The sequence below is a fragment of the Micrococcus sp. APC 4021 genome, from assembly GCF_030407635.1.
In the GTDB taxonomy this organism is placed as follows: Bacteria; Actinomycetota; Actinomycetes; order Actinomycetales; family Micrococcaceae; genus Micrococcus; species Micrococcus luteus.
Window position 1 is genome coordinate 1 of sequence record NZ_JASDCZ010000035.1, and the last position, 19,030, is coordinate 19,030.

Annotated in this window: 17 protein-coding genes; all 17 read left to right on the plus strand. The window is 74.1% G+C overall.

Annotated features, from left to right (window positions below):
* Window positions 1-203: 203 nt before the first annotated feature.
* Window positions 204-1,820 (plus strand): carboxyl transferase domain-containing protein, encoded by a 1,617-nt coding sequence (locus QL983_RS04900; protein WP_041104212.1) that lies wholly within the window; start codon window positions 204-206, stop codon window positions 1,818-1,820.
* A gap of 7 nt (window positions 1,821-1,827) precedes the next feature.
* Window positions 1,828-3,963: a biotin carboxylase N-terminal domain-containing protein gene (locus tag QL983_RS04905; protein WP_041104214.1), complete on the plus strand. Its 2,136-nt coding sequence runs from the start codon at window positions 1,828-1,830 to the stop codon at window positions 3,961-3,963.
* A gap of 15 nt (window positions 3,964-3,978) precedes the next feature.
* Window positions 3,979-5,166, plus strand: coding sequence for an acyl-CoA dehydrogenase family protein (locus QL983_RS04910; RefSeq protein WP_041104216.1), 1,188 nt, complete (start codon window positions 3,979-3,981; stop codon window positions 5,164-5,166).
* A 1-nt stretch (window position 5,167) separates the two neighbouring features.
* Window positions 5,168-5,698 (plus strand): MaoC family dehydratase, encoded by a 531-nt coding sequence (locus tag QL983_RS04915; RefSeq protein ID WP_041104218.1) that lies wholly within the window; start codon window positions 5,168-5,170, stop codon window positions 5,696-5,698.
* Window positions 5,695-6,573, plus strand: coding sequence for a CoA ester lyase (locus tag QL983_RS04920; RefSeq protein WP_041104220.1), 879 nt, complete (start codon window positions 5,695-5,697; stop codon window positions 6,571-6,573). Before QL983_RS04915 ends, QL983_RS04920 begins: the two co-directional genes overlap by 4 nt.
* Before the next feature lie 202 nt (window positions 6,574-6,775).
* The gene (locus QL983_RS04925; protein WP_041104222.1) at window positions 6,776-7,150 is read left to right on the plus strand and encodes a DUF485 domain-containing protein; all 375 of its coding nucleotides are present in this window, start codon (window positions 6,776-6,778) and stop codon (window positions 7,148-7,150) included.
* Entirely contained in the window at window positions 7,147-8,769 is a 1,623-nt protein-coding gene (locus QL983_RS04930) for a cation/acetate symporter ActP (protein ID WP_041104224.1), read from the plus strand. The genes QL983_RS04925 and QL983_RS04930 overlap by 4 nt, the downstream gene beginning before the upstream one ends.
* Window positions 8,770-8,908: 139 nt before the next feature.
* The gene (gene dxr / locus QL983_RS04935) at window positions 8,909-10,144 is read left to right on the plus strand and encodes a 1-deoxy-D-xylulose-5-phosphate reductoisomerase (RefSeq protein ID WP_052520075.1); all 1,236 of its coding nucleotides are present in this window, start codon (window positions 8,909-8,911) and stop codon (window positions 10,142-10,144) included.
* Window positions 10,141-11,508: a site-2 protease family protein gene (locus QL983_RS04940; protein ID WP_061866732.1), complete on the plus strand. Its 1,368-nt coding sequence runs from the start codon at window positions 10,141-10,143 to the stop codon at window positions 11,506-11,508. Before dxr ends, QL983_RS04940 begins: the two co-directional genes overlap by 4 nt.
* Before the next feature lie 105 nt (window positions 11,509-11,613).
* Complete coding sequence (ispG, locus tag QL983_RS04945) at window positions 11,614-12,798, plus strand: flavodoxin-dependent (E)-4-hydroxy-3-methylbut-2-enyl-diphosphate synthase (protein WP_061866731.1); 1,185 nt, start codon at window positions 11,614-11,616, stop codon at window positions 12,796-12,798.
* Entirely contained in the window at window positions 12,773-13,705 is a 933-nt protein-coding gene (locus QL983_RS04950) for a GNAT family N-acetyltransferase (RefSeq protein ID WP_060973856.1), read from the plus strand. The genes ispG and QL983_RS04950 overlap by 26 nt, the downstream gene beginning before the upstream one ends.
* Window positions 13,706-13,824: 119 nt before the next feature.
* A complete protein-coding gene (locus tag QL983_RS04955; RefSeq protein WP_060973853.1) occupies window positions 13,825-15,651 on the plus strand; it encodes a proline--tRNA ligase in 1,827 nt (608 codons plus the stop codon).
* Window positions 15,652-15,694: 43 nt separating this feature from the next.
* Window positions 15,695-16,444 (plus strand): TSUP family transporter, encoded by a 750-nt coding sequence (locus tag QL983_RS04960; RefSeq protein WP_170720847.1) that lies wholly within the window; start codon window positions 15,695-15,697, stop codon window positions 16,442-16,444.
* 130 nt (window positions 16,445-16,574) lie between these two features.
* Window positions 16,575-17,162, plus strand: coding sequence for a ribosome assembly cofactor RimP (locus tag QL983_RS04965; RefSeq protein ID WP_290151538.1), 588 nt, complete (start codon window positions 16,575-16,577; stop codon window positions 17,160-17,162).
* 1 nt (window position 17,163) lies between these two features.
* Window positions 17,164-18,150, plus strand: a complete 987-nt coding sequence (gene nusA, locus QL983_RS04970; protein ID WP_036314069.1) for a transcription termination factor NusA — start codon at window positions 17,164-17,166, stop codon at window positions 18,148-18,150.
* Between the two features lie 84 nt (window positions 18,151-18,234).
* On the plus strand, window positions 18,235-18,534 hold the full coding sequence (locus QL983_RS04975) for a YlxR family protein (protein ID WP_223247521.1): 300 nt from the start codon (window positions 18,235-18,237) through the stop codon (window positions 18,532-18,534).
* A 191-nt stretch (window positions 18,535-18,725) separates the two neighbouring features.
* The coding region (locus QL983_RS04980) for a translation initiation factor IF-2 N-terminal domain-containing protein (protein ID WP_290151539.1) at window positions 18,726-19,030 on the plus strand (305 nt) is incomplete at its 3' end.

Here is a 19,030-nt window from a genome sequence, read left to right on the forward strand (position 1 = left end):
GTTGCCGACCACCATCACGAGGCGGCCGTGGACCAGGCCGATGCCCGCCACGACGCCGGCGGCGGGGGACGCGGGATCGACGGCGGGCATGGGTTCCACTGTAGGACGAGACGAGGCGCGCCGGGCGCCCGGTCGACGTCAGTGACGATCGTCACTACACTGAGGCTCGGTTCAGTTAGTCGTCATTCACTGAAGGGGGTCTCATGACCGCCAGCACCCCGGCCCCGGCCGCGCAGTCCGCGCCCACCGTGGCCGAGCGCAACGCGGCCGGCCACGCTCGGCTCGAGCAGGAGCTCGCCGACCTCGTCGCCCGCACGTCGCTCGGCGGGCCCGAGCGCTCGCGCGAGCGCCACACCGGCCGCGGCAAGCTGCTGGTGCGGGACCGCATCGACGCGCTGCTCGACGAGGGCTCGCCCTTCCTCGAGGTCGGCGCGCTGGCCGCGCACGGCCTGTACGGCGGGGACAGCCCCGCCGCCGGCGTCGTGGCGGGCATCGGCCTGGTCCACGGCCGCCTCGTGATGGTGGTCGGCAACGACGCCACCGTGAAGGGCGGCACCTACTACCCCATGACGGTGAAGAAGCACCTGCGGGCCCAGGAGATCGCCCTGGAGAACCGCCTGCCGTGCATCTACCTCGTGGACTCCGGCGGCGCGTTCCTGCCCCGCCAGGACGAGGTCTTCCCGGACCGCGAGCACTTCGGCCGCATCTTCCGGAACCAGGCGCTGCTCTCCTCGCAGCGCATCCCGCAGCTGGCCGCGGTGTGCGGCTCCTCCACGGCGGGCGGCGCGTACGTGCCGGCCATGTCGGACGAGACCGTGATCGTGCGCGAGCAGGGCACCATCTTCCTCGGCGGCCCCCCGCTCGTGAAGGCCGCGATCGGGGAGGACGTCTCGCCCGAGGACCTCGGCGGCGGCCGGCTGCACGCCGAGCGCTCCGGCGTCGCGGACCACCTGGCGGACGACGACCTGCACGCCATGCAGATCCTCCGGGACATCGTGGCCACCCTGCCCCCGGCCGAGGCGCCGGCCTGGGAGGTCGCCCCCGCCGCGGAGCCCGCCAAGGACCCGGCCGAGCTGACCAGCGTCGTGCCCGTGGACGTGAACACCCCCTACGACGTGCGCGAGGTGATCGACCGCCTCGTGGACGGCGGCTCCGTCCACGAGTTCAAGCCCCTCTACGGCACCACCCTGGTCACCGCGTTCGCGCGGATCGACGGCCACCCCGTGGGCGTCCTCGCCAACAACGGCATCCTGTTCGGAGACTCCGCCCGCAAGGGCGCGCACTTCATCGAACTGTGCGACCAGCGCGGCATCCCGCTGCTGTTCCTGCAGAACATCTCCGGCTTCATGGTGGGTCGGGACGCGGAGGCCGGCGGCATCGCGCGCGACGGCGCCAAGATGGTCACCGCCGTCGCGACCGCCCGCGTGCCCAAGCTGACCGTGGTGATCGGCGGCTCGTTCGGCGCCGGCAACTACGCGATGTGCGGCCGCGCCTACTCACCCCGCTTCCTGTGGATGTGGCCGAACGCGCGCATCTCCGTGATGGGCGGCCCGCAGGCCTCCTCCGTGCTCACGCAGATCAAGCAGGACCAGCGGGCCGCCGCGGGGGAGGAGCCGATGTCCTCCGAGGAGGTCGAGGCCTTCCAGGCGCCGGTCCGTCGGCAGTACGAGGACCAGGGCAGCCCCCTGTACTCCACCGCCCGCCTCTGGGACGACGGGGTGATCACCCCCGGCCAGACCCGCCGGGTGCTCTCCCTGGCCCTCGACGTCATCTCCCGTTCCCCGCTGCCGGACTCCCGGTTCGGCCTGTTCCGCATGTGAGGCACCCGTGACCGAGAACCACGCCCAGGGGACGCCCCTGTTCGACACCGTGCTGGTGGCCAACCGCGGCGAGATCGCCGTGCGCGTCATCCGCACCCTGCGCCGCCTCGGCATCCGCTCGGTGGCCGTGCACTCCGACGCCGACGCCGACGCGCGGCACGTCCGCGAGGCGGACACGGCGGTCCGCCTCGGCCCGGCTCCGGCCCGCGAGTCGTACCTGGACATCGACGCCGTCGTCGACGCCGCGCGCCGCACCGGCGCCCAGGCCGTGCACCCCGGCTACGGCTTCCTGTCCGAGAACGCCGACTTCGCCCGCGCGCTGGAGGCGGCCGGCATCGTGTTCGTGGGCCCGCCCGTGGCCTCGCTCGACGCGATGGCGGACAAGATCCGCGCGAAGGAGACCGTGGCCGCGTACGACGTGCCGGTGGTCCCCGGCATCCAGGACCCCACGCTCACCGACGAGCAGATCACGGCCGAGGCCGAGCGCGTCGGCTTCCCGCTGCTGATCAAGCCCTCCGCGGGCGGCGGCGGCAAGGGCATGGTGGCCGTGCGCGCCGCCGAGGAGCTGCCCGGCGCCCTCGCCTCGGCCCGGCGCACGGCGCGCTCGGCGTTCGGCGACGACACGCTGCTGCTCGAGCGGCTCATCACCGCGCCCCGGCACGTCGAGGTGCAGGTGTTCGCGGACGCCCACGGCGCCACCGTGCACCTGGGTGAGCGCGAGTGCTCCCTGCAGCGCCGCCACCAGAAGGTGATCGAGGAGGCCCCCGCGCCCCTGCTGACCGGGCTGGCGCACGGGGCCGAGCTCCGCGAGCGCCTGGGCCGGGCCGCCGTGGACGCGGCCGTGTCCGTGGGCTACCGCGGTGCCGGCACCGTCGAGTTCCTCGTCTCGGACGAGAACCCGGACGAGTTCTTCTTCATGGAGATGAACACCCGCCTGCAGGTGGAGCACCCGGTCTCCGAGGAGGTCGTCCGGGTGCGCGGACAGCGCCTGGACTTCGTGGAGCTGCAGCTGCGCATCGCCGCGGGGGGGCCGCTCGGCTTCGCCCAGGAGGACGTGACCCTCGACGGCGCCGCCGTCGAGGCCCGCGTCTACGCGGAGGACCCCGCGAACGGCTTCCTGCCCTCCACCGGGCCGGTGCTGCGCTGGCGCGAGCCCGCCGGCGAGGGCGTCCGCGTCGACACCCTCCTGCTGCCCTCCCGGCCGGCCGAGGAGCGCGCGTTCGGCTCCGGACCGCAGACTGGCCCCGCCGCCGGCGCCGTGGACCCCGTGGACGTCGACGGCGCACAGCCCGAGATCACCGGCTTCTACGACCCGATGATCGCCAAGCTCATCGCCCGTGGCGCCGACCGCGCCGAGGCCCTGGACCGGCTCGACGCCGCGCTCGCGGACACCGTGCTGTTCGGCGTCCGCTCCAACCTGGGCTGGCTGCGCGAGCTCGCGGCCCGCGAGGACGTGCGGACCGGCCGGCTCACCACCGAGCTGATCGACGGCCTCGAGGCGTGGACCGCCCCCGCGCTGCCCGAGGACCTCGCCGCGCTCGCGGCCGAGGCCCTGGCCGACGTGTCCGAGGACGCGGCCGCCGCCGAGCACCGCGCGGCCGGCACCGCGTGGGCCCGGGCGGACGGCTGGCGCGGCGCGGGCGCCCCGCAGCCCGGGATGCGCGTCCGGGTCGGGGACGAGGACCGCATCCTCACCGCCCCCGCCGCCGACGCCGAGGTGGACGAGGACGCCGGAGGCCTGGCGGGCGTCAACCTCCTGGCCGGTGACCCGCGGGACCCGCGCTCAGCGTGGCTGCACCGCGACGGCGCCGCGTGGCAGGTCCGCCGCCTCACCCGGGCCGAGGTGGTCGAGGCCGCCCGCGCGGCCGCGGCCGCGCGTCGTGCCCCGGCCAGCGCAGCGTCCCCCGAGGCCCGCACGCCCATGCCGGGCACCGTCGTCGCCGTGTCCGTGGCCACCGGGGACACCGTGGCCGCGGGCCAGGAGCTGGCGGTGGTCGAGGCCATGAAGATGGAGCACCCCGTCACGGCCGCCGTCGCCGGCGTCGTGACCGTCCACGTCGCCGAGGGCGACGCCGTGGCCGCGCAGGCGTTGATCGCCGTCGTCGAGCCCACCGAGCACGCAGCACCCGCAGAGAACACCTGAGAACAGGAGAGGACCATGAGCACCAAGCACCGCACCCTGCCCGCCCTCGAGGAGGACTACCAGGTCCTCTCCGACACCGTCCGCGAGTTCGCCGACGAGGTCGTGGCCCCGGTCTCCGCCGAGCTGGACGCCCAGCACGAGTTCCCGTACGAGATCGTGGCCCAGATGGGCGAGATGGGCCTGTTCGGCCTCCCGTTCCCCGAGGAGTACGGCGGCATGGGCGGCGACTACTTCGCCCTGGCCCTGGCCCTCGAGCAGCTCGGCCGCGTCAACCAGTCCGTGGCCATCACCCTCGAGGCCGGCGTCTCCCTGGGCGCCATGCCGCTGCTGAAGTTCGGCACCGAGGAACAGAAGCAGCGCTGGCTGCCGGACCTCGTGGCCGGCACGCACCTGGCCGGCTTCGGCCTCACCGAGCCGGGCGCGGGCTCCGACGCCGGCGGCACCCAGACCACCGCCGCGCTCGAGGACGGCCAGTGGCGCATCAACGGCGCCAAGGAGTTCATCACCAACTCCGGCACGGACATCACCTCGCTCGTCACCGTCACCGCCGTGACCGGCACCGTGGAGGGCAGGACCGGCCACGACGGCCGCCCCGCCAAGGAGATCTCCACGATCCTCGTGCCCGCCGGCACCGAGGGCTTCTCCGTGGCCAAGGCCTACGACAAGGTCGGCTGGAACTCCTCGGACACCCACGCCCTGCACTTCTCGGACGTGCGCGTGCCGGAGGAGAACCTGCTGGGCGCCCGCGGCCGCGGCTTCGCCCACTTCCTCGAGATCCTCGACGAGGGCCGTATCGCCATCGCGGCCCTGGCCACCGGCGCGGCCCAGGGCTGCGTGGACGAGTCGGTCGCCTACGCCAAGCAGCGGACCTCGTTCGGCCAGAAGATCGGGCAGTTCCAGGCCGTGTCCTTCAAGATCGCCCGCATGCAGGCCCGCGCGCACGCCGCCCGCCTGGCCTACTACGAGGCCGCCCAGAAGATGCTGGCCGGCAAGCCGTTCAAGACCGAGGCCGCCATGGCCAAGCTGATCGCCGGCGAGGCCGCCATGGACAACGCCCGGGACGCCACCCAGGTGTTCGGCGGCTACGGCTTCATGAACGAGACCCTCGTTGCCCGTCACTACCGCGACTCCAAGATCCTCGAGGTCGGCGAGGGCACCACCGAGGTGCAGCTCATGCTGATCGCCCGCGAGCTGGGCCTCTGACGTGACGGAGCGCGTCGAGATCGAGCAGCGGGGCCGCTACGCGGACGAGCTGGCGGTCGGTCAGGTCTACCTGCACCGGCCCGGCCGCACGCTCACCGAGGCGGACAACGTCCTGTTCACCACCCTCACCATGAACCCGCAGGCCCTGCACCTGGACCACGCGTACGCGGCGGACCAGCCGTTCGGCCGACCGCTGGTCAACTCGATGCTGACGCTGTCCACCCTGGTGGGCCTCGCCGTCGGGCAGACCACACAGGGCACGCTCGTGGCCCAGCTCGGCCTGGGGGAGATCGCGTTCCCGAAGCCGGTCTTCCACGGGGACACGCTCTACGGGCGCTCCGAGGTCACCGCGATCCGCGAGTCCTCCTCGCGGCCGGGGCAGCGGATCGTCACGTTCGCGATGACGGGGGAGAACCAGCACGGCGACGTCGTCGTCCGCGCCCAGCGCACCTGTCTGATGTGGACCGCGCAGGCGCACGCGGAGGCCAAGGCGAAGGCCGCCGACGCCGCAGGCACGGGGGAGCGGGCATGAGCGCGCTGACCCTCGGACCGGCCGTCATGTTCACCCCGGCGGACCGCCCCGAGCGGTACGCCACGGCGCTCGAGCGCGCGGACGCGGTGATCCTCGACCTCGAGGACGCCGTCACCCCGGACGCCCGGCCCACCGCGCGGGACGCCGTCGCGGCGGCCTGGGCGGGGCGGGCGACGGGCGGGGTCGACGGCGGCCCGCTGGACGAGGACCGCGTGGTGGTCCGCGTGAACCCCGCGGGCACCGCGGACCACGACGCCGACCTGGCCATGCTCGCCGGGACGGGCTGGCGCACGCTCATGCTCGCCAAGGCCGAGTCCGCCGCGCAGGTGGACGGGGTCGTCGCCGCCCTCGGACCGCAGACCCGCGTCGTCGCCCTATGCGAGACCGCGGCCGGGATCCTCGCCGCCGCCGACCTGGCCGCCCACCCGCACGTGGGTGCGCTGATGTGGGGCGCCGAGGACCTCGTGGCGTCGATGGGCGGCAGCTCCTCCCGCACCCCCGAGGGCGCCTACCGCTCCGTGGTCCAGCACGCCCGCGCGACGGTGCTGCTGGCGGCGGCCGCCCACGGCGCGGCCGCATGGGACGCCGTCCACCTGGACCTCGGCGACGAGGCCGGGCTGGCCGCCGAGGCCGAGGACGCCGTCGCCCTGGGCTGCACCGCGACCGTGTGCCTGCACCCGCGCCAGGTGCCCGTCGTGCGCTCCGCCTACACGCTCGCCCCGGAGGCCGTCGAGCGCGCCCGGCGCGTCCTCGCCGCGGCCGAGGGCCGACACGGGGCCTTCGAGCTGGACGGGGCGATGGTCGACGAGGTGGTCCTCGCCCAGGCCCGCGCGGTCCTGCGCCGCGCGGACGCGCCCCGGCCGGCGAGCGCCTGACCGGCTCCTCGGCGGCTCCGCGCCCCGGCGGCCCCGTGCCGTCGGGGCGCGTCCGCGTCCGCACGGCTGCGCCCCGGGGCTGTCACACGGGCGCACGGCCCCGGGGCGCGCTTGACGGCGCACCCCTCCGCCCGCCAGAGTGTGGTTGTCATCACAGTGATCTGTCTCACACTGATCCGTCCTACGCACCCCCGGAGGGCCCATGTCATCCAGCGAGCCCACGGCGCCGGTCCCCACGGCCGCGCAGTTCCGCGCCGCGCAGCAGTCCGAGGAGTTCATCGAGCTCCGGCGCACCCACCGATCCTTCGCCTTCCCCATGACCGTGGCGTTCTTCGTCTGGTACCTGGTGTTCGTGATCGTCGGCGCGTTCTTCCCCGAGTTCATGGCGATCCGCCTCGGCGGCAACATCACCCTCGGCCTGATCCTCGGCCTGCTCCAGTTCGTCACCACGTTCCTGATCACCTTCGCCTACGTCCGTTTCTCCAACCGGACCCTGGATCCCCGCGCCACCGCGCTGCGTGAGCGCCTCGAGCGCGAGGCCGCCGGCGCCCACGAGAACCCGGAGGCCACGCGATGAGCGCGCTCACCCCCCTGCTCCAGGCCGCCCCGCAGACGGTCGGCAACCCCGCCGTGAACATCGGCATCTTCGTCGCCTTCGTGGTGGTCACCCTCGTGATCGTGATCCGCGCGTCCAAGACGAACGCGTCCTCGGCCGACTACTACGCCGGCGGCCGCGGCTTCTCCGGCACCCAGAACGGCACGGCCATCGCGGGTGACTACCTCTCCGCGGCCTCGTTCCTGGGCATCGTGGGCGCGATCGCCCTCTACGGCTACGACGGCTTCCTCTACTCGATCGGCTTCCTCGTGGCGTGGCTCGTGGCCCTGCTGCTGGTGGCCGAGCTGCTGCGCAACACCGGCAAGTTCACCATGGCGGACGTGCTGTCCTTCCGCCTGCAGCAGCGTCCCGTGCGCATCGCCGCCGCCTTCGGCACCATGGCCGTCTGCCTCTTCTACCTCCTGGCCCAGATGGCCGGCGCCGGCGGCCTGGTGTCCCTGCTGCTGAACATCAACGACCGGGCCGGCCAGGCCCTCGTGATCGTGATCGTGGGCGTGCTGATGATCGTCTACGTGCTGATCGGCGGCATGAAGGGCACCACCTACGTGCAGATCATCAAGGCGATCCTGCTGATCGCCGGCGCGGGGATCATGACCGTGTGGTCACTGGCCCTGTTCGGCTTCGACTTCAACGCCATGCTGGGGGCCGCCGTCGAGATGAACCCGAAGGGCGAGGCGATCCTCGAGCCGGGCCTGCAGTACGGCGCCAGCGCGCTGACCCGCCTCGACTTCGTGTCCCTGGGCATCGCGCTCGTGCTCGGCACCGCCGGCCTGCCGCACGTGCTCATGCGGTTCTACACGGTGCCCACCGCCAAGGAGGCGCGCAAGTCCGTGGTGTGGGCCATCGTCCTCATCGGCGCGTTCTACCTGTTCACCCTCGTGCTGGGCTACGGCGCCGGCGCGCTGATCGGCCCCGAGCGCATCCTGGCCGCGCCCGGCGGGCAGAACTCCGCGGCCCCGCTGCTGGCGTTCGAGCTCGGCGGCTCCATCCTGCTGGGCCTGATCTCGGCGGTCGCGTTCGCCACCATCCTCGCGGTGGTCGCGGGCCTGGCCATCACGGCGGCGGCGTCCTTCGCCCACGACGTGTACGGCTCCGTGATCGCCAAGCACCCGCTCACCCCGCAGGAGGAGGTGCGGATCGGCAAGATCACCGTGGTGGTGATCGGCGTCCTGGCGATCGTCGGCGGCATCGCCGCCCAGGGCCAGAACGTGGCGTTCCTCGTGGCGCTCGCCTTCGCGGTGGCGGCCTCGGCGAACCTGCCGACCATCCTCTACTCCCTGTTCTGGCGGCGCTTCACCACCCGCGGCGCGGTGTGGTCGATGTACGGCGGACTGCTCTCCGCGATCATCCTGATCGTCCTGTCCCCGGTGATGTCCGGGACGCCGACCTCGATGATCCCGGGCGCGGACTTCGCGGTGTTCCCGCTGAAGAACCCGGGCATCGTCTCCATCCCGCTGGCCTTCTTCCTCGGCTGGCTCGGCTCGGTGACCTCGTCGCGCGCCGAGGACCCCGACAAGCAGGCCGAGATGGAGGTCCGCTCCCTCACCGGCATCGGCGCCGAGAAGCCGGTGCAGCACTGATCCGCGGCTGACCCGGTCCCACGGGGGCCGGCGGGGCGGGACGTCGGGGTGCGGCGTCCGTCCGGCCGGCCCCCCGTCCGTGTCCAGGCCCGACTGGCATCATGGCGGGGTGACGCACGGATCCCTCACCGACTACACGCTGCCCGCCCCCGCCCCGGCGGACGACGACGGCGCCCCGCGCGCCGTCGCCCTGATCGGCTCCACGGGCTCGATCGGCACCCAGGGCCTCGACGTGATCGCCCAGGACCCCACCCGGCTCCGGGCCGTCGCGCTCGCGGGCGGGGCGAACACGACCCTGCTGGCCGAGCAGGCCGTGCGCTTCGAGGTCGAGGCGGTGGGCTCCGCCGCGGCGGGGGAGGAGGAGCTGCGCGCCGCCCTCGCCGACGCCGCCGCCCGCCTCGGGCGCCCGTCCCCCCGACCCGTGCTGTTCACCGGCCCGTGCGCCGCCGAGCAGATCGCCGCGTGGCCCGGCGCCGACACCGTGCTCAACGGGATCACGGGCTCGATCGGCCTGCGGCCCACCCTCGCCGCCCTGCACGCCGGCCACCGCCTGGCCCTGGCCAACAAGGAGTCGCTCATCGTCGGCGGGGCCCTCGTGAAGGCGGCCGCGGCGCCGGGCCAGCTCGTGCCGGTGGACTCCGAGCACTCCGCGCTCGCGCAGGCGCTGCGCGGGGGCACGGCGGACGAGGTCCGCCGCCTCGTGCTCACGGCCTCGGGCGGGCCGTTCCGCGGCCTGGACCGCGCCGCCCTGCACGCCGTCACGCCCGCCCAGGCCCTCGCCCACCCCACGTGGGACATGGGCCGCGTCGTCACCACCAACTCCGCCTCCCTCGTGAACAAGGCCCTCGAGGTGATCGAGGCCCACCTGCTGTTCGACGTGCCCCTGGACCGGATCGACGTCGTGGTCCACCCGCAGTCCGTGGTCCACTCGATGGTCGAGTTCGTCGACGGGTCCACGCTCGCCCAGGCCTCCCCGCCGGACATGCGCCTGCCCATCGCCCTGGGGCTGTGCTGGCCGCGCCGTCTCTCGGGCGCGGCCCCGGCCTGCGACTGGACGCGGGCGGCCACCTGGACGTTCGAGCCCCTCGACGAGGAGGCCTTCCCCGCGGTACGGGCCGCGAAGGAGGCGGCGGCCGCCTCGCCCACCCACATGGCCGTGTTCAACGCCGCCAACGAGGAGTCCGTGGACGCCTTCCACGCCGGCGCCCTGCCCTTCGACGGGATCGTGGACACGGTCCGCGCCGTCGTCGCCGACTATGCCCCCGAGCACGTGCTCGCCGCGGCCGGCCACGACCCCGCGCCGACGGGGCTCACCGTGGATGCCGTGCTCGCCGCCGAGGCCTGGGCGCGCCGTGCGGCGCGGGCCCGCTGGTGACCGTCGTGGAGATCCTCTGGTACGTCGCGGGCGTCCTCGCGGTCGCGCTGGGCCTGGCGGTCTCGATCGCCCTGCACGAGATCGGCCACCTCGTCCCGGCCAAGCTCTTCGGCGTGCGCGTCACGCAGTACATGATCGGCTTCGGCCCGACGCTCGTCTCGTGGCGCCGCGGCGAGACGGAGTACGGGTTCAAGGCCGTGCCGCTGGGCGGCTACGTCGCGATGATCGGGATGCTGCCCCCGCCGCGGCCCGGGCAGACGCCCCGCGCGGCGTCCACGGGCTTCGTCCAGCAGCTGGGCCGCATGGCCGACGACGCGCGGGCCCAGGCCGCCGAGGAGGTCCGCCCCGGCGACGAGCACCGCCGCTTCCTCGCCCTGCCGGTGTGGAAGCGGGTGGTGATCATGCTCGGCGGGCCGTTCATGAACCTGCTCATCGCGCTGGGCGCCACCGCCCTGCTGGTCACCACGGTGGGCACCTCGCAGCCCAGCACCACCGTCGCCGAGGTCTACCGGTGCGTGGTCACGATGCAGGAGCAGCAGGCCCGCGCCGCCTCCGGCGGGACAGAGGACTGCCGCCCGGGCGATCCCGCCGCGCCCGCCCACGAGGCGGGACTGCGCCCCGGCGACACCGTGCTCGCCTTCGACGGGCGGCCGGTCTCCGACTGGGACGCCCTCTCCGCCGCGATCCGGGACCGCGCCGGACAGCCCACCCGGATCGAGTGGGAGCGCGACGGCGAGCGGATGAGCGCCACCCTGACCCCGCGCCTGACGGAACGGCCCGTGACGGACGCGCTGGGCCGGCCCGAGCGGGCCCCGGACGGGACCGTGGCGACCCACGAGGTCGGGTTCATCGGCATGGGCGCGCAGCTCGAGACGGTCCGCGGCACCCCGCTCGACGCCGGCCCGCTCGTGGCCCAGCAGGTGCGGGGCGTCGTCGACGTCGTCCTCGTGCTGCCGCAGCGGCTGTGGGACACCGCCGTCGCCGTGGTGACCCCGGCCGAGCGCGACCCGGACGGCCCGATGTCCGTGGTGGGAGTCGGCCGGATCGCCGGGGAGGCGGCGGCGCTCGAGGAGGCCACGCTGACGGACAAGGCCGCCCTGCTGCTGTCCCTGCTGGCGGGCGTGAACGTGGCGCTCATGGTGTTCAACCTCATCCCGCTGCTCCCGCTCGACGGCGGCCACGTGGCCGGCGCCCTGTGGGAGGCGGTGCGCCGCGGTTGGGCCCGGATCACGGGCCGCCCGGACCCGGGGCCGTTCGACCTGGCCCGCATGCTGCCGCTGACCTACGCGGTGGGCGCGGCGATGCTGCTCATGGGCGTCATCCTGATCGTGGCGGACATCGTGGAGCCGGTCCGGCTGTTCTGAGCCCGGCCCGTTCGCCGTGGGCGGTCGCCCCGCGCCCCGGGGCGCCCGCGCGCCTAGGATGGACCGGAGAACCCGGCGGCCCCGCGCCGTCGACCCCGAGAACCCATGAGGAGCGCCCCCGTGCCCGTCAGCCTTGGAATGCCGTCCGCCCCGCCGCCCGTGCTGGCCCCGCGCCGCACCACCCGGCAGATCCAGGTGGGCTCGGTGGGCGTCGGCTCGCAGCACCCCGTCTCGGTGCAGTCGATGACCACCACCAAGACGCACGACATCGGCGCGACCCTGCAGCAGATCGCCGAGCTCACGGCCGCCGGCTGCGACATCGTCCGCGTGGCCTGCCCCACGGACAAGGACGCCGAGGCCCTCAAGGTCATCGCCCAGCAGTCCACCATCCCCGTGATCGCGGACATCCACTTCCAGCCGAAGTACGTGTTCGCGGCGATCGAGGCCGGCTGCGGCGCCGTGCGCGTGAACCCGGGCAACATCAAGAAGTTCGACGACAAGGTCAAGGAGATCGCGCAGGCCGCCTCGGACCACGGCACCTCCCTCCGCATCGGCGTCAACGCCGGCTCCCTGGACCCGCGCCTGCTGCAGAAGTACGGCAAGGCCACCCCGGAGGCCCTCGTCGAGTCCGCCGTCTGGGAGGCCTCCCTCTTCGAGGAGCACGGCTTCAAGGACTTCAAGATCTCCGTCAAGCACAACGACCCGGTGATCATGGCCCGCGCCTACGAGCTGCTCGCCGAGCAGGGTGACTGGCCGCTGCACCTCGGGGTCACCGAGGCCGGCCCGGCCTTCCAGGGCACCATCAAGTCCGCTACCGCCTTCGGCTACCTGCTCGGCCAGGGCATCGGTGACACCATCCGCGTCTCCCTCTCCGCGCCGCCGGTCGAGGAGGTCAAGGTGGGCCTGCAGATCCTGCAGTCCCTGAACCTGCGTGAGCGCAAGCTCGAGATCGTCTCCTGCCCCTCGTGCGGCCGCGCCCAGGTGGACGTGTACACGCTGGCCGAGCAGGTCACCGAGGGCCTCCAGGACCTCGAGGTCCCGCTGCGGGTGGCCGTCATGGGCTGCGTCGTCAACGGGCCGGGCGAGGCCCGCGAGGCCGACCTCGGCGTCGCCTCCGGCAACGGCAAGGGCCAGATCTTCGTCAAGGGCGAGGTCATCCGCACCGTGCCCGAGGACCAGATCGTGGAGACCCTCATCGAGGAGGCCAACCGGATCGCCGGTGAGATGGACCTGGGGGAGGACGGCGGTGACCAGGCTGCCGCCGGTGCCCCGGTGGTCTCCGTCCACTGACCGGGAGGTCCGGGCCGCCACGGGTGACCGCGTCCGCCTGCTGACCGACGCGGACACCGCCGCGCTCGCGGCCCTGTCCGCCCGTGCCCCCGTGTCCAACGTGTTCGTGGACTCCCTGCTCGAGGCGGGCCGCCTGGCCGGCCCGCGCGGGGGAGCGGCGGGCACCCTGTTCCTCGGGATCGACGACGACGCCCCGGGCGCCGGCGCGCTGCGCGCGGCCGTCTGGATCGGCTCGAACGTGGTGCCGGTCGCCGCGTCCGAGGCCCCGGACGCCGGCTGGGCGCCGGGCGACGCGGAGGCGCTCGGCGCGGCGGCCGCCGCGCTGCGCCGCCGGTACGGGTCGATCTACGGCCCGGCCGGTCCCGTGCTGGCCGCCGGCGAGGCCCTCGCCGCCGCGGGCCACCGGTCCCGGTCCGTGCGCCCCGACCAGCCGCTGCTCGTGCTGGGCACGGCCGGGGGGATCGACCCGAACCCGCACGTGGTGCAGGCGCAGCCACACGACTTCGCGCGCGTCCTGCCGGCCAGCGCGGCGATGTTCGAGGAGGAGCTCGGCTTCTCCCCATTCGCCGGGGGCGCGGCCCAGTACCGGGACCGCGTCGAGCGGCTGATCCACGCCGGACGCGTCTTCATCGACCCGGGACCGCGCGACGCGGGCGGCCCGCTGCGCTTCAAGGCGGACATCGGGCTGCTCTCCTCCCGGTGCGCCCAGATCCAGGGCGTGTGGATGGCCCCCGCCGCGCGGGGCCGAGGACTGGCGGCGTCGGCGATGGCCGCCGTCGTGGACTACGTGCGACTCCAGGCGCCCGTGGTCAGCCTCTATGTCAACGCGTACAACACCCCCGCGCTGCGCACGTACGAGCGCGTGGGGTTCGAGCGGCGCGGCACGTTCGCGACCGTCCTGTACTGACCCGGCGGGCCCTGCGCGGGCGATAGGATCGGCGGTCAGGACGCCGGGCACCCCGTGCCGGCGTCGTCCCGTCCCGCGCGCCGCCCCGACCGCGCGAGCCCGTCCGAGGAGGCCCCGTCATGCCCCTGCGCATGTCCACCCTGTTCCTGCGCACCCTGCGCGACGACCCGGCGGAGGCCGAGGTGGCGAGCCACAGGCTCCTCGTCCGTGCCGGCTACATCCGTCGCGCGGCCCCGGGCATCTACTCGTGGCTGCCGCTGGGCCTGAAGGTGCTGGCCAAGGTGGAGCGGATCGTGCGCGAGGAGATGGACGCGATCGGCGCCCAGGAGGTGCACTTCCCGGCGCTGCTGCCGCGGGAGCCCTACGAGGCCACGGGGCGCTGGGATGAGTACGGCGACGGGCTGTTCCGCCTGCAGGACCGCAGGGGCAACGACTACCTCCTGGCCCCCACACACGAGGAGATGTTCACGCTCCTGGTGAAGGACCTGTACTCCTCGTACAAGGACCTGCCCGCGTACCTGTACCAGATCCAGACCAAGTACCGGGACGAGGCCCGCCCGCGCGCCGGCCTGCTGCGCGGGCGCGAGTTCATCATGAAGGACTCCTACTCCTTCACGGTGGACGACGCCGGCCTGGACGCCGCGTACGAGGCCCACCGGGCCGCCTACCTGCGGATCTTCGACCGCCTCGGCCTCGAGGTCGTGCCGGTGCGGGCCACCTCCGGTGCGATGGGCGGCTCCCGCTCCGAGGAGTTCCTGCACCCCACCGAGGTGGGCGAGGACACCTTCGTCGAGTCCGACGGCGGCTACCGCGCCAACGTCGAGGCCGTCACCACGGTGGCCCCCGCCCCGCTGGACGAGGCGGCCATGGCGGTCCTGCCCGCCGCCGAGGTCAAGGACACCCCGGTCTCCACCACCATCGCCGCGCTCGTGGACGTCGCCAACCAGCTGGCCCCGCGCGAGGGCGAGCCGTGGACCGCCGCGGACACGCTCAAGTGCGTCGTGGTCACCGCGGTGGTGGACGGCGGCGAGCGCCGCCCGTTCGTCGTGGGCGTGCCCGGCGACCGTGAGGTGGACCTCAAGCGTCTCGAGGCCTCCGTGGGCCCGGCGCTCGGCGTGGTCGGCGAGCCCACGCTCGAGGCCGCGACCGCCGCGGACCTGGCCGCGCACCCCGCCCTGGTCAAGGGCTACATCGGCCCCGCGGCGGCCGACGCGGTCGAGGGCACCCCGGTCCTCGGCGCGGAGGGCTCCGTCTCGGGCCTGCCCTTCTTCGTGGACCCGCGCATCGCCCCCGGCACCGCGTGGATCACCGGCGCGAACGCGGACCAGCGCCACGTGTTCGGCCTCGTGGCCGGCCGCGACTTCATGTGGGACGGCGTGCTCGAGGCCACCGCGGTGCGCGAGGGCGACGAGGCCCCGGACGGCTCCGGCCCGCTGCACACCCGCCGCGGCATGGAGATGGGCCACATCTTCCAGCTCGGCCGCAAGTACGCCGAGGCCCTCGACCTGAAGGTCCTCGACGTCCACGGCAAGCAGGTCGTGGTGACCATGGGCTCCTACGGCATCGGCATCACGCGCGCCGTCGCCGCGATCGCCGAGCGCTACCACGACGACAAGGGCCTGGCGTGGCCGCGCGCGGTGGCCCCGGCGGACGTGCACGTCGTCGTCGCCACGAAGGGCGAGGACGGCCTCGCCGCCGCCGAGACCCTCGCCGCGGGCCTCGAGGCCGAGGGCCTGACCGTGCTCGTGGACGACCGTCCGAAGGTCAGCCCCGGCGTGAAGTTCAAGGACGCCGAGCTCATCGGCGTGCCCACCACCGTGGTGATCGGCCGCGGCCTGGCGGACGGCGAGCTCGAGCTCAAGGACCGTGCCACCGGTGAGGCGCGCCCCGTGCCCGTGGACGGGGCCGTCGCGGCGGTGCTCGCGGAGGTGCGCGACGGGCGCTGAGTGGTTCGGCGCCGTCGAGCTGACCGCCGGGCTGCTCGTCCTCGTGCTCGCCGCGGGCTTCGCGGCGGGCTGGATCGACGCCGTCGTGGGCGGGGGCGGGCTCCTGCAGCTGCCGGCCCTGCTGCTCGTGCCCGGGCTGAGCCCGATCCAGGCCCTGGCCACCAACAAGCTCGGCTCGGTGTTCGGCACGGCGACGTCGGCGCTCACCTACCGGCGGCGCCTGCGGCAGGATCTGTCCACCGCACTGCCGATGGCCGCCGTCGCCTTCGCGGCGGCCCTGGGCGGGGCCGTGGTCGCCGCGCATCTGCCGGCCGGCGTGATCCGGCCCGTGATCCTGGCGGCGTTGATCGCCGTCGCCGTGTTCACGGCCGTGCGCCCGGGCCTCGGACAGGTCGCCGGCGTGGGGCCGCGGCGGAGCACCGCGCTGGCCCGGGCCGTGGCGCTCGGCGCGGCGGTGGGCTTCTACGACGGCGTCCTCGGCCCCGGCACGGGCACGTTCCTCATCCTGGGGCTGGTCCTGCTGCTCAAGTTCGACTTCCTGCACGCCTCGGCACAGGCGAAGGTGGTCAACCTCGCGACCAACCTCGGCGCGCTCGCGTACTTCGTGCCCTCGGGGCACGCGGTGCTGGGCCTGGGGCTGCTGCTCGGCGCGGCCAACCTCGTGGGCGGCTACGTGGGGGCCCGCATGGCGATCGCCCGCGGCACCGGCTTCATCCGCGTGGTGTACCTCATGGTGGTGACCGCGCTCATCGTTAAGGTCGGCGCGGACACCCTCGCCCCGCTGCTGCGCTGAGCTCGCCCCGTCCAACCCGGTCGGGAGCACTCGGCCCCGCCGTGGGCCGCCGGTAGGCTCGGCCCCGGATCCCGACCCCGGCCCCCGCCCGCGTGGCGCGGCGGCCCCGACCCGACGAGTGAGGCACCCCATGGACAGCACCGACCGCCGCGACGACCTCGCCGAGCTGCGCACCCGCGTCGAGGAGGCCCTGGCGGCCGACGACGTGGTGGTGGAGCAGATGCGCGCCACGGGCACCGCCGAGCACCGCACCGTCGAGGTGGTCCTCGACCGCGCCTCGGGCACCCAGGGCCTGAGCCTGGACGACGTCGCCCGCCTCTCCGGCCGGGTCTCCGCCGCCCTCGACGCCCTGGGCGACCACGTGCCCGGCGTCGGCGCGGGGGAGTACCTGCTGGAGGTCACCACCGCGGGCGTGGACCGCCCGCTCACCGAGCCCCGCCACTTCGCCCGCAACGTCGGCCGTCTCGTCGAGGTCTCGGTCGACGGCGCCGCGCCCGTGACCGCCCGCCTGAAGGACGTGACGGACGACGACGTCGAGCTGGCCGTGGTGCGCCCGCCCGCGAAGAAGGGCATGAAGGCCAAGGAGCTGCCCGCCGAGCGGGTCGCCCTCGACCGCCTCGGTCCGGCGATCGTGCAGGTAGAGTGGAGCCCCGCTCAGCAGGCCGGCGACGCCGACGCCGCCGCGGGCGAGGACACGGCCGAGCACACGGAGGCATGAGTTGGACATCGACATGAGCGCGCTGCGCATGCTGGAGGCGGAGCGGGAGATCCCGATGGACCGCCTCATCCCCACCATCGAGCAGGCCCTGCTCATGGCGTACCACCGCACCCCGGGGGCCCTGAAGCGCGCCCGCGTGGAGATCGACCGCGCGACCGGCCACGTCACCGTGTGGGCCACGGAGCTGGACGAGGACGACACGCCCATCGGCGAGTTCGACGACACCCCGAACGGCTTCGGCCGGGTGGCCGCCTCCACGGCGCGCCAGGTGATGATCCAGCGCATGCGCGAGGAGGACGACGACAAGGTCCTCGGCGAGTTCAAGGACAAGGAGGGCGAGCTCGTCTCCGGCGTCATCCAGCAGGGCCTGAACCGCCACATGGTCCAGGTGAACCTCGGCACCCTCGAGGCCGTCCTCCCGCCGCCCGAGCAGGTGCCCGGCGAGGACTACGCCCACGGCCGCCGGATCCGCGCCTACGTGGTCTCCGCGACGCGCGGCGCCAAGGGCCCGTCCGTCACGGTGTCCCGCTCGCACCCCGGCCTCGTGCGCAAGCTCTTCGAGCTCGAGGTCCCGGAGATCGCGGACGGCTCGGTCGAGATCACGGCGCTGGCCCGCGAGGCCGGCCACCGCACCAAGATGGCCGTGCGCGCCACCCGCCCCGGGGTGAACGCCAAGGGCGCCTCCATCGGGGAGATGGGCAGCCGCGTGCGCGCCGTCATGACGGAGCTCAACGACGAGAAGATCGACATCGTCGACCACGTGGACGACCCCGCCGCGATGATCGCCAACGCCCTCTCGCCCGCCACGACCGTCTCGGTGGAGATCCTCGACGCGGACCAGCACTCGGCCCGCGCCGTGGTGCCGGAGTACCAGCTGTCCCTGGCCATCGGCAAGGAGGGCCAGAACGCCCGCCTCGCGGCCAAGCTCACGGGCTGGCGGATCGACATCGTCGGCGACGGGGTCACCACCTCCGCCCCGGGCCGCTGACCGTCCCCGGGAACAGATCCGGGCCCGGACGCGCTAGGATGGATGAGGTCCTTTCTCGATCCGACGCCCGTGAGGGGTGAACGCATGACGTCTCGGACGGTCGTGCGCACCTGCATCGGATGCCGATCGAGGGCGGACCAGCAAGAGCTGGTGCGCGTCGCCCTGGACTCCTCGACGGAACCCCCATCCGTCGTCTGGGACCCGGAACGACGCCGTCCCGGCCGGGGTGCGTGGCTGCATCCCGGCGAGGACTGCCTCCTCCTCGCCCTGCGCCGCCGCGCGTTCGGGCGGGCCTTCCGGTCCGCCGTCGACGCCGACGCGCTGGGCCGCACCGCGGAGGCACCGGCTGACAGACCGACAGATGAAGGCGGGTCAGAGATCTGATGCGTACCCGATGAGCACTGAAGCATGAGTGCCCAGCGATGAACTTCACCCCCTGCTATCAGGCAGGCCGTGGTGCGCGTGCCCTGGTGGCGCGCGCGACGGCCTGGAGCAACGTCAACGGTCCCAGGACGCGCTGAGACGGACAGCCCGAGCGGCTCCGTTCCGGCCCGTGGGGCCAGAACAGGAGAACCGTGGCCAAGGTCCGCGTCCATGAGCTCGCCAAGGAGCTCGGCATCACCTCGAAGGAGGCCTTGAGCACGCTCAAGGACCTCGGCGAGTTCGTCAGCTCGGCTTCGTCCACCATCGAGCCCCCGGTGGTCAAGAAGCTGCGCAACGCCTACCCGGGTGCCGGCAAGTCCGCCGCCAAGCCCGGTTCCACGCCCGCCGCCCCGGGCCGTTCCGCCGCGCCGAAGCCGGCGGCCGCCCCGTCGCCGCGCGCCGCGGCCCCCACGTCGAATGCCGGCGCCCCGGCGCCCGGTCCCGCCGCGGGCCGCAC

Bases quoted from the DNA above. Each gene is read 5' to 3' on its own strand.
- QL983_RS04900 (WP_041104212.1), top strand. From the start codon at position 204: ATGACCGCCAGCACCCCGGCCCCGGCCGCGCAGTCCGCGCCCACCGTG.
- QL983_RS04910 (WP_041104216.1), top strand. From the start codon at position 3,979: ATGAGCACCAAGCACCGCACCCTGCCCGCCCTCGAGGAGGACTACCAG.
- QL983_RS04920 (WP_041104220.1), top strand. From the start codon at position 5,695: ATGAGCGCGCTGACCCTCGGACCGGCCGTCATGTTCACCCCGGCGGAC.
- QL983_RS04925 (WP_041104222.1), top strand. From the start codon at position 6,776: ATGTCATCCAGCGAGCCCACGGCGCCGGTCCCCACGGCCGCGCAGTTC.
- QL983_RS04930 (WP_041104224.1), top strand. From the start codon at position 7,147: ATGAGCGCGCTCACCCCCCTGCTCCAGGCCGCCCCGCAGACGGTCGGC.
- ispG (WP_061866731.1), top strand. From the start codon at position 11,614: ATGAGGAGCGCCCCCGTGCCCGTCAGCCTTGGAATGCCGTCCGCCCCG.
- QL983_RS04955 (WP_060973853.1), top strand. From the start codon at position 13,825: ATGCCCCTGCGCATGTCCACCCTGTTCCTGCGCACCCTGCGCGACGAC.
- QL983_RS04965 (WP_290151538.1), top strand. From the start codon at position 16,575: ATGGACAGCACCGACCGCCGCGACGACCTCGCCGAGCTGCGCACCCGC.
- QL983_RS04975 (WP_223247521.1), top strand. From the start codon at position 18,235: ATGACGTCTCGGACGGTCGTGCGCACCTGCATCGGATGCCGATCGAGG.